The 9564-nt window shown below is 57.9% G+C and carries 10 protein-coding genes; 5 read left to right on the forward strand and 5 right to left on the reverse strand.

Annotated features, from left to right (window positions below; translation table 11 throughout):
• Positions 1-188 precede the first annotated feature (188 nt).
• On the forward strand, positions 189-1373 hold the full coding sequence (locus tag HA48_RS09185; protein ID WP_128600759.1) for a sugar transporter: 1185 nt from the start codon (positions 189-191) through the stop codon (positions 1371-1373).
• A 314-nt stretch (positions 1374-1687) separates the two neighbouring features.
• On the opposite strand, the gene rhaM is transcribed toward HA48_RS09185, so the two are convergent.
• From rhaM to rhaB, 4 genes are read right to left on the reverse strand one after another with little or no spacing between them, the layout of a single operon-like run.
• Positions 1688-2002, reverse strand: coding sequence for an L-rhamnose mutarotase (rhaM, locus tag HA48_RS09190; protein ID WP_128600761.1), 315 nt, complete (start codon positions 2000-2002; stop codon positions 1688-1690).
• Positions 1992-2834: a rhamnulose-1-phosphate aldolase gene (rhaD, locus tag HA48_RS09195; protein WP_128600763.1), complete on the reverse strand. Its 843-nt coding sequence runs from the start codon at positions 2832-2834 to the stop codon at positions 1992-1994. Before rhaD ends, rhaM begins: the two co-directional genes overlap by 11 nt.
• A gap of 11 nt (positions 2835-2845) precedes the next feature.
• Entirely contained in the window at positions 2846-4102 is a 1257-nt protein-coding gene (locus HA48_RS09200; RefSeq protein WP_128600765.1) for an L-rhamnose isomerase, read from the reverse strand.
• The gene (rhaB, locus tag HA48_RS09205) at positions 4086-5567 is read right to left on the reverse strand and encodes a rhamnulokinase (protein WP_128600767.1); all 1482 of its coding nucleotides are present in this window, start codon (positions 5565-5567) and stop codon (positions 4086-4088) included. The genes HA48_RS09200 and rhaB overlap by 17 nt, the downstream gene beginning before the upstream one ends.
• Before the next feature lie 288 nt (positions 5568-5855).
• On the opposite strand from rhaB, the gene rhaS reads away from it, so the two are divergent.
• On the forward strand, positions 5856-6677 hold the full coding sequence (rhaS, locus tag HA48_RS09210; RefSeq protein WP_128600770.1) for an HTH-type transcriptional activator RhaS: 822 nt from the start codon (positions 5856-5858) through the stop codon (positions 6675-6677).
• 14 nt (positions 6678-6691) lie between these two features.
• Positions 6692-7558 (forward strand): HTH-type transcriptional activator RhaR, encoded by an 867-nt coding sequence (gene rhaR, locus HA48_RS09215; RefSeq protein ID WP_128600772.1) that lies wholly within the window; start codon positions 6692-6694, stop codon positions 7556-7558.
• 31 nt (positions 7559-7589) lie between these two features.
• On the opposite strand, the gene rhaT is transcribed toward rhaR, so the two are convergent.
• Complete coding sequence (rhaT, locus tag HA48_RS09220; protein WP_128600775.1) at positions 7590-8624, reverse strand: L-rhamnose/proton symporter RhaT; 1035 nt, start codon at positions 8622-8624, stop codon at positions 7590-7592.
• Positions 8625-8990: 366 nt separating this feature from the next.
• Here rhaT and HA48_RS09225 point away from each other — a divergent pair, with 366 nt between their 5' ends.
• Both HA48_RS09225 and HA48_RS22010 read left to right on the forward strand, forming a co-directional pair.
• The gene (locus tag HA48_RS09225) at positions 8991-9314 is read left to right on the forward strand and encodes a hypothetical protein (protein ID WP_128600777.1); all 324 of its coding nucleotides are present in this window, start codon (positions 8991-8993) and stop codon (positions 9312-9314) included.
• A 14-nt stretch (positions 9315-9328) separates the two neighbouring features.
• Positions 9329-9427, forward strand: coding sequence for a YoaK family small membrane protein (locus tag HA48_RS22010; protein ID WP_139807978.1), 99 nt, complete (start codon positions 9329-9331; stop codon positions 9425-9427).
• The last annotated feature ends 137 nt before the right edge of the window (positions 9428-9564 follow it).

The raw sequence follows: 9564 nt of genomic DNA on the forward strand, positions 1-9564 counted from the left end.
GTGGAAATAGATAATAACCTCAAGCTATTAAGCACAGGTCCGGCGATAAAAAATATTCAATGATAAATGGCGGGTTAAAGGTTTTCATCCGCTCATTAATGCTCCACAATAGCGGCAGTTTGTGACCTGGGTCACTTAATCGGGCGTATATTGCCCTTCACTCTCGCCGTTTAGCCGATTTGAACTCAATGCAATCAACTACCGTTTCACGTAAAACAGCCTGGCTGCGTGTGGTCCTGCTGGCCATTGCTGCTTTTGTCTTTAATACCACCGAATTTGTGCCGGTCGGTCTGCTGTCGGACATCGCGGCCAGTTTTTCGATGAAAACGGCCGATGTGGGCATCATGCTGACCATCTATGCGTGGGTGGTGGCGCTGCTATCGCTGCCGCTGATGCTGCTGACGCGGAACATTGAGCGCCGTCTGCTGCTGGCGGTGCTGTTCATCGTGTTTGTCGCCAGCCATGTGTTGTCACTGTTAGCGTGGGATTTTACCTCGCTGGTGATTTCGCGTATCGGTATTGCGCTGGCGCACGCGGTGTTCTGGTCGATTACTGCCTCGCTGGCCATCCGCGTGGCGCCGGCCGGTAAGAAGACCCAGGCGCTGAGTATGCTGGCAACCGGCACCGCGCTGGCGATGGTGCTGGGCGTACCGATTGGCCGTATTGTGGGTCAGTATCTTGGCTGGCGCACCACGTTTGGCATGATTGGCCTTTCGGCGCTGGTGCTGATGATCTTGCTGGTGCGTATTCTGCCGCGTCTGCCAAGTGAACATACCGGGTCACTGAGTAGCGTGCCGATGCTGTTCCGCCGCCCGGCGCTGGTCTCAATGTACATTCTGGTGACGGTCGTCGTGACCGCACACTATACGGCATACAGCTATATTGAACCTTTTATGCAGGTGGTGGCGAGCGCAGATGAGAACTTCACGACGCTGCTGCTGCTGCTGTTCGGATCGGCCGGGATTATCGGCAGCATTGTGTTCAGTACACTGGGCAATAAGTTCCCCTCCGCGTTGCTGATTGCCGCGATCGCGCTGATTACCCTGAGCATGGGCCTGCTGCTGTTTGCGGCGGTCCGTCCTGTGGCCATCACCGTGCTGTGCATTATCTGGGGCATGGCGATGATGATGATTGGTCTGGCAATGCAGGTGCGCGTGTTGTCGCTGGCGCCGGATGCCACGGATGTGGCGATGTCGCTGTTTTCCGGCATTTACAATATCGGCATTGGGGCCGGTGCGCTGCTGGGTAACCAGGTGAGCGAACATTTGCAGATGTCAGACGTTGGCAATGTGGGCGGATTGATTGGCCTGGCGGCGCTGTTCTGGTGTGTCGCTATTTTCCGTCGCTATCCGCAGCTGCGTTCTAACGGATAGGGTTGGTTCGCCTTCACCGGTCCGGAGCGGCACCTGCACATTTGGCACTGGCGGCCCTGGCGGGTCGCCACTCCGAAGGTTAAAAATGTTGGTGTTCAGAAACAGCGACAACAATGGAAGGGAAGAAGGGAGAGTGAGTCAAGCCCGGACGACACGCGGCTGGGACGCCGCGTGTCGAGGCCCGTATGGATGCGGCCGTTGCCGTTCCGGGCGTGCTTACCCTCCCTTCTGCCCGTATACAGAATCCGCAGCAATGAAATTTGTTGAGGTTCGTTAACCCCCGGGACAAACAGTCATCGATTACCCGCGCCTGATTAAGGCATAAAAAACATCGCCTTGAGTTCAGCGCTGACCGGGCTGTTATCCGTATTGGAGGGCATGAGATCTTTCATGGATGCCCACCAGCGCTGGCACACCTCGGTCTGCGCCACGGCCTGCCAGCGCGCTTCGGAGTCTATCTCCACGCTGGCGAACAGCAGATTGCGCTCCGCATCCAGCCAGATGGCATAATTATGCGCGCCGTGGGCTTTAAGCGTCTCCTCCAGCTCCGGCCAGATCGGTGAGTGCCGGCGCAGGTACGCATCGTGGCAGTCCGCGTACACCTGCATCACAAACGCTTTACGCAACATCGCTGCGCTCCGCCTGCAGGGCCGCGGCCCACGGTTTCACGTTAAAGCGCTCGCCCAATGCGATCAGCTGTTCGGTGGTGATGCTTTGCCGGATGCCGCCCATGGAGAGCGCTTTTACCACTACCTCTGATGATTTTTCCGCCGTATCGATCAGGCCAAAGGTCTCATCAAGGTTCGGCCCGGCGCCAAAAATACCGTGGAACGGCCACATCACCAGACTGTGGTTTGCCATCTCATCTGCGGTTGCCTGACCAATCCCGTCAGTGCCCGGCACCATCCACGGCAGAATGCCTACGCCATCCGGGAACACCACCAGGCATTCGGTGCTGCCTTCCCACAGCAGACGGGTAAAGCGCGCCGAATCCAGATGCACCACGTAGCTCAACGCCATAAAGTTCGTCGCGTGGCAGTGCATAATTACGCGGTCGCCCCCCTGCGTCACCTGCTTCCGCACGCTATGTGACTGAAAATGCGCGGCCAGTTCGGAGGTCGGTAACCCGCCGTGGCTCAGCCCCCAGTGAATTTTGTACGACAGCCCTTTGTCATCCACCTGCAGCAGCGCCAGGCTGTCCGCCGGATCGAGCTGTACGTTACGGAAAAACTTGCCAGAGCCGGTGACTAAAAACCAGTCATTAGCCAATGCTGGCGCGGGTTTGCTCAGTTCAATACAGCGGGGCTCGCCGTAAAAATCAGCAGCGAAATCAGCCACCTCTTCCGGCAGTAAGCGCAGGCTGACATTGCCGCCATTACGCTCATCCCAGCCTTTCAGCCACATATCACTGGTCGCTTTAACCATTCCCTGAACGAACCAGGAAGTCAGAATGTTTTGCATGGTGTTGTCCCTTAACGATGGCGCAATGTGTGTTGTTCATAGTGGCGGATCTCACTGAGCCAGCTGGCATCTGCCGGTACATCGTGGCGTAAGCACCATGCCTCCCAGACGGCCTGCCACGGCAGTGACTTCTGCTCCTCCAGCAGCGCCAGACGCGCGGTGAAGTCCCCCTGCTGCTCCAGCGCGCGCAGCTGATCGCCCGGTTCCAGTAGCGCACGCAGCAGCGCCTTCTTCGCATTGCGGGTACCGATCACCCAGGCGGCAATACGGTTGATGGAGGCATCAAAGAAGTCGAGACCGATATGCACCTTATCGAAGAGTTTCTGACGCGCGATCTCATGGGCGATGGCCTGGGTTTCATCATCCAGCAACACCACGTGATCGCTATCCCAGCGAACCGGACGGCTGACATGCAGCAGCAGGCGCGGCACATACAGCATTGCGGTAGAGATTTTGTCGGAGATCACTTCGGTAGGATGAAAATGCCCGGCATCCAGCGTCAATGCTGTCTGGCGGCTGCTGGCGTACCCCAGGCAAAATTCGTTTGACCCGACGGTATAACTCTCGGCGCCAATTCCGAACAGCTTGCTCTCCACGGCATCGATATGATGCTGCGGATTGAGCTGCTCACTGATGACCTCATCCAGCGCGCTCGCCAGGCGCTGGCGCGGCGCAAAGCGATCGACCGTAAGATCTTTCATGCCATCCGGCACCCAGATGTTCATGACGGAGGGGGTACTAAGCTGCTCGCCGAAGTAGGCAGAGATATGGCGGCTGGCTTTGCAGTGATCGATCCAGAACTGCCGAATCCCCTTATCGGCGTGCGATAACGTAAACCCATCGGCGCTTTTCGCATGTGAAAAGCAGGTGGGATTGAAATCCAGCCCCAGCTTATTGCGCTTCGCCCACTCCACCCAGTGACTGAAGTGCTGTGGTTCAATCGCGTCACGCTCCACCGGTTTGTCACTTTCAAGATAAATCGCATGCAGATTGAGGCGCTTAGCCCCCGGGATCAGCGACATCGCTTTATCCAGGTCGGCCCGCAACTCGACCGCATTACGCGCCCGTCCCGGATAGTTGCCGGTGGTCTGAATGCCGCCGGTCAGCGCACCGTTGGGGTTTTCAAAACCGCGTACGTCATCACCCTGCCAGCAGTGCATAGAGACCGGAATCGTATCCAGTTGCGCCATCACCTGGTCCACATCTACGCCCGTCGCGGCGTAACGTTGTTTAGCCAGGTCAAAGGCCTGTTCAATCAGCTTTGTCATAAGCGAGTTCCTTAGCGGGTTGGCTCAGCGCTGCAAAGCGAGCCTGATGGGCCGCAAAGGCGCTGTTCTTCAGCGGTTCAAAGGTTTCTAACGGAAAATTGTGGCGGATAGCGCGGCGTAGATCGGCCACATCGCGCAGCTCACCCAGCGCAATCAGCTGGCAGCCCACGTTGCCCAGCGTGGAGGCTTCCACCGGCCCGGCGAGCACCGTCAGCTGGCAGGCATCTGCGCACAGCTGATTCAGTAAGGGGTTCTGACTGCCGCCGCCGACAATATGCAGTTGACGCAGCGGCGTACCGCGCAGCTGATTGAGCTCCAGCACTGTCTGGCGGTACAGCAGCGCAAGGCTGTCAAAAATGGTTCGCGCCAGCGCGGCCGCAGTGTGCGGTATCGGCATCAACTGCTCCGCACAGGCGTTCTGGATCTCCTGCACCATGCTATCCGGGTTAATAAAGCGCGCATGGTTAGGGTTAATCAGCGTGCGGCAGGCGGGCTCACGCGTTGTCTCCGCAATCAGCTGGCAGAGATCGCTGATGTGTAACTCGCTGCAGACGCGCTGCAGCAGCCAGAGGCCCATGATATTTTTCAGTACCCGGTAGCCCTCCGCGCCCCCTTCATTGGTGAAGTTGGCGTGCAGGGCAGCGTCACTGAGGCATGGCTGCAGGCTCTCTATCCCCATCAGCGACCAGGTACCGGAGCTGAGATAAGCCGCATCATCCTGCATCAGCGGGGTTGCCAGCACCGCGCTGGCGGTATCGTGCGTGGCGACCGCAATCACCGGAATGCGTCGCTGGCTGGCGCTGGTCCAGTAGCCGACGGTGTTGCCTGGTGGGCGCGGCGTACCAAACCAGGCCGCATCGACGCCGGCCCAGGCCAGCAGCTCGCTATCCCACTCGCCGCGCTGAATATTCAGCAGCTGCGTGGTGGTGGCATTGGTATACTCCCAGTTCATCTGGCCGGTCAGACGATAGTGCAGATAGTCCGGAATCATCAGCGCGTAGCGGACCTGCGCCTGCCAGTCCGGCTGCTGCAGATGCAGCGCACGCAGCTGATAGAGCGTGTTAAACGGCAGAAACTGAATGCCGGTGCGCTGATAAATAGCCTGCTGACCCAGATCCGCCATCGCCTGCGCCATCTGGCCATCGGTGCGTGGGTCACGATAGCTCACGGCTTCGCCGACGCGTTCGCCCTGCGCATCCAGCAGCACCAGATCCACGCCCCAGGTATCGATACCGATGCTGTCTGGCACGATGCCCTCATCGTCCAGCTGCTGCAGGCCGGCGCGAATTTCCTGCTCCAGCACGTCCAAATCCCAGCAGTCATATCCGGCCCGCCGCACGCGCTGATTCGCAAACCGGTGCACTTCGCGCAGGCTAAGCTGCTGGCTGGCCGAAGCCCATTGGGCGAGCATCACGCGCCCGCTGGATGCGCCTAAATCAATGGCAACAATGCTACGCATACTCATGGCGTGTTCTTCCTGTGATGACAGGCTTACAGAGTAGAAATCCCGCCGCTCTGTCACCTTATGCGCAGTGCCAGCAGGCGATCATCACTGGCAGCACGACAAAGGTGTTCGTGAGAGAGTTCACAGAACCGCGCAACAGCAGAGTTGTGAGCTTTGCCGCATTTCTATCAATCACTTAGGCGATCTTGAATAAATCACCCTTTTCCTGCCTCGCCCGGTTCAAAATTCAAGGTAAGGTGCGCAGCGGCTGCGTAGACTCGTTGCAGTTTTGTTAACTGAGGGCGAACCATGACCGTTCTGCATAGCGCTGATTTCTTCCCTGCCGGGAACTACGCCATCGCCATTGAGCCGCGCGTCCCGCAGCAGGCATTTCCGGAGCACCATCATGATTTTCATGAGATTGTGCTGGTTGAACAGGGCTCTGGCGTGCACGTGTTTAACGGCCAGCCACAGGCGTTAAGCGCCGGCTGCGTCTGCTTTGTGCGCGACCATGACCGCCATCTGTATGAGCAGACTGACAACCTCTGCTTAACTAACGTGCTCTATCGCAGCCCGGAGGCTTTCCGCTTTCTCTCCGGCTTACAGGCGCTGCTGCCGCGTGAAGAGGAGGGGCAATACGCTTCACACTGGCGTATTAATCAGAAGGTGATGACGCAGGCGCTCCAGCTGGTTACACAGATGAAGCAGCAGGCGTGCTGGTCGCTGGAGCGGCAGGCGCATCAGGAGCAGCTGTTTCTGCAACTGCTGGTGTTGTTGCGCGAGGCGGCTCACAACGAACACGCGCAGGATCAGGAAGCGCGGCTGCATCGGTTGCTTGACTGGCTGAATACGCACTACAGTGAAGATATTGCGTGGGAAGCGCTGGCCGATCGTTTCTCGCTGTCGCTGCGGACGCTGCATCGTCAGATGAAACAGCAGACCGGCAGCACGCCGCAGCGTTATCTGAATCGGCTGCGTTTATTGCAGGCACGCCATCTGCTGCGTCACAGCGATATGCGTATTACGGACATCGCCTTTCAGTGTGGATTTGGAGACAGCAACCACTTCTCCACCCTGTTCCGGCGTGAATTTGGCTGCGCGCCCCGCACGGAGCGCCAGCAGATGTGGTAACCGGAGCGTTTAACATGTCGCTGATTCTGTCACGTGAGGACTACTTCCCCGCCAGCAATCTGCCAATTGCCGTGGCCGAACGTATGCCGCAGCCCTCCTTCCCGCCGCACCGGCATGCGTTCAGCGAGATCGTCATTGTCTGGCGCGGCAACGGCCTGCACATCCTCAACGATCGCCCGTGGCTGATCACCTGCGGCGATGTGTTCTATATCCGCGACAGTGACTGTCACAGCTACGACAGCGTTAACGACCTGGCGCTGGATAATATTCTTTACTGCCGCGATCGCTTCCGCCTGGCGCTGGACTGGAGCCAGCTCCTGCCGTCACAGGAGGATGACGCGCCCTCCGGCTGGCGCTTAACCACGCGCGGCATGGCGCTGGCGCGCAGTGTGATCAGCCAGCTGGAGCGCGAGAGCCGTAAAAGTGATTCACTGTCAATTCAGCTCTCTGAAGCGCTGTTTTTACAGCTGGCGTTGATTCTGCGGCGTCACGGCTATGCCGCGGACCGTCCGTGGGCGCTGCCCGAGGGCGAACAGCTGGATCTGCTGATGTCAGCGCTGCTGGGTGACATCAGCCGTCCTTTCGATCTCACCCGCTTCTGCCAGCAAAATCAGCTGGGCGAGCGGGCGCTGAAACAGCTGTTCCGGCAGCAGACCGGCATGACTATCGGGCACTATTTACGTCAGCTGCAGCTGTGCCAGGCAAAGTATCTGTTGCGTACGCAGGAGTGCCTGATCGGCGAGATTGCCGCGCGGTGCGGGTTTGATGATAGTAACTACTTTTCCGTGGTGTTTACGCGTGAAACCGGCCTGACGCCCAGCGCCTGGCGACAGCGCTTTGTCACGCCGCGCGCTCCCGTTACCGCTAAAGAAAAAGCCTGACGCACGCGTCAGGCTCCTCTTCCGGGCCGGCTCAGGCGGCCATGCCCAGTCCGACAATATTAGCGGCAATAATGATAACCACGCAGCCAATCGACAGGACGCTGACCGGCCGACGTCCGACCGATTTCCACTCCTTAAGCACCAACCCGACCAGCCCCCCGCACAGGACATACAGGCTCATATGCAGCATCCAGCTGACAAAGTCATATTGCGGTGGAATTTTGGCATGGCCCCATGCGTAGAAGAAGAACTGCAGATACCACATGGTGCCGCCCAGCACGGCGAAAGCGATGTTGGCGATCAGCAGCGGTTTCGCCACCGAGAAGTCCTGTTTTACCGAGAGTTCAGGCTTCACCGCCAGGCGGATAAAGCAGTACGCAAGGTTGATCACCGCGCCACCGCCCATGATCACCACATAGCTGGGTAACGCCACATAGAGCGGATTGATGCCGAGGCTGGCCGCTGCTTCATGCATGGGTTTTGCCGCATCCATCGCGAAGGACATACCGGCGGAGAAAATACCGCAGATCACCGCCAGCACCAGCCCCTTTTTCAGGTTGAAATCTTCGGCATTGATCCCCAGCGCACGCTCTTTTAACAGGCCGGCACGCGAGACAATCGCGACGCCGATCAACGCCACCAGGACGCCGAGCAGGGTCATGCGCCCACCCGCTGAGCTGAAGAGCTCAACAAAACGGCCCTGCAACAGCGGCGTCATCAGCGTGCCAACCACCAGCGTGATGCCGATGGCGATGCCAATCCCCATCGACATACCGAGATAGCGCATTGTCAGGCCGTAGTTGATATTCCCTACGCCCCACATGGCCCCGAACAGAAAGACCGGCAGCAGCTGCGAAAAGGTAAAACTGCTGTAGTAGGCCAGAAAGTCCGGCAGCAGCACGGCACTGACCGCCCAGGGCAAAATCAGCCATGACATAACGCCGCCCACCGACCACATGGTCTCCCATGACCACTTTTTCACCTGCTTAAACGGAGCATAAAAACATGCGGCACTGGCGGCACCCACCAGGTGCCAGAAAATACCGGCAATAATGGCACTGTTCATTGTTATTCCTTCGTAAGGTTGAGGCCAAACAGGAAACCGCAGTTTCCCGATTAGCAGCAGTCTAGAGGGAGCGCCTTTTACTCAGCCTTTGAGTGGTTGCCGGAAAATGCAGGCATCTGGCAAAATTCGGGGGATATTCAACATGAGGATCACAAATTCTCATTTGCAGGGGTTTCGCCAGGTCATTTTTATAAGTGACTTATTATTCAGGGTATTTTATTTTTCTGCTGTGTTGATCAGCACAGTTTTTAACGCAGTGCCAGGTAATGATTTAACATGGCGCTCACACAAAGCTGCGTGCTGCGCTTCCCCCGCGGACGTTTAATCCGTATAACGTGGGGAAAATCATCAGCACGAAGGATTGAGATGAAGAGCAAAAGGTTGACGCTGGTGCTGTCGCAGGCGGTGAGCCGCGTGATGCTGGATGACATCCGCGCCATCTTGCCGCCAGAGGCCCTGAATGTGTTTATTAATGGCCTGGATGACAGACATTATGCCACGCTGGATTGTGTTCAGAGCGAGGAGAACTGCGCGCTGCTGGCCTCGGCCATCGTGGTATGGCGTCAGCTCGGACATGTTCACGCTATCCGGTATCAGAAAGGTGAACATCTGCGTCAGGTTGATGACGCCACGCAGTTTCAACTCTTCAGTATGATGAAAACCCATCGCGCCATCGTTCAGCTCGCCTAACCGTCAGGAATATTATGAAGATCGGACTGCTTTTCCCCATTGCGATTATTGTTGCCGGCGTCAGTTTTCTGGCGTGGTTTATTGCCAGCGGCGCGATGATGCCGGGCTCGTGATTCAGCGGCTGGCGGCCTTCTGGCAGCCCTGCGGGTCGCCACTCCGAACGTCAAAAATCCCGGGTCGCCCCGCCAAAAGTCTGAGAGGGGCTGTCTCCTGTCACAGCGACACCGATCGCTGCGGGAAGCAGGGAGGG

Source organism: Pantoea wallisii (assembly GCF_002095485.1).
GTDB lineage: Bacteria > Pseudomonadota > Gammaproteobacteria > Enterobacterales > Enterobacteriaceae > Pantoea > Pantoea wallisii.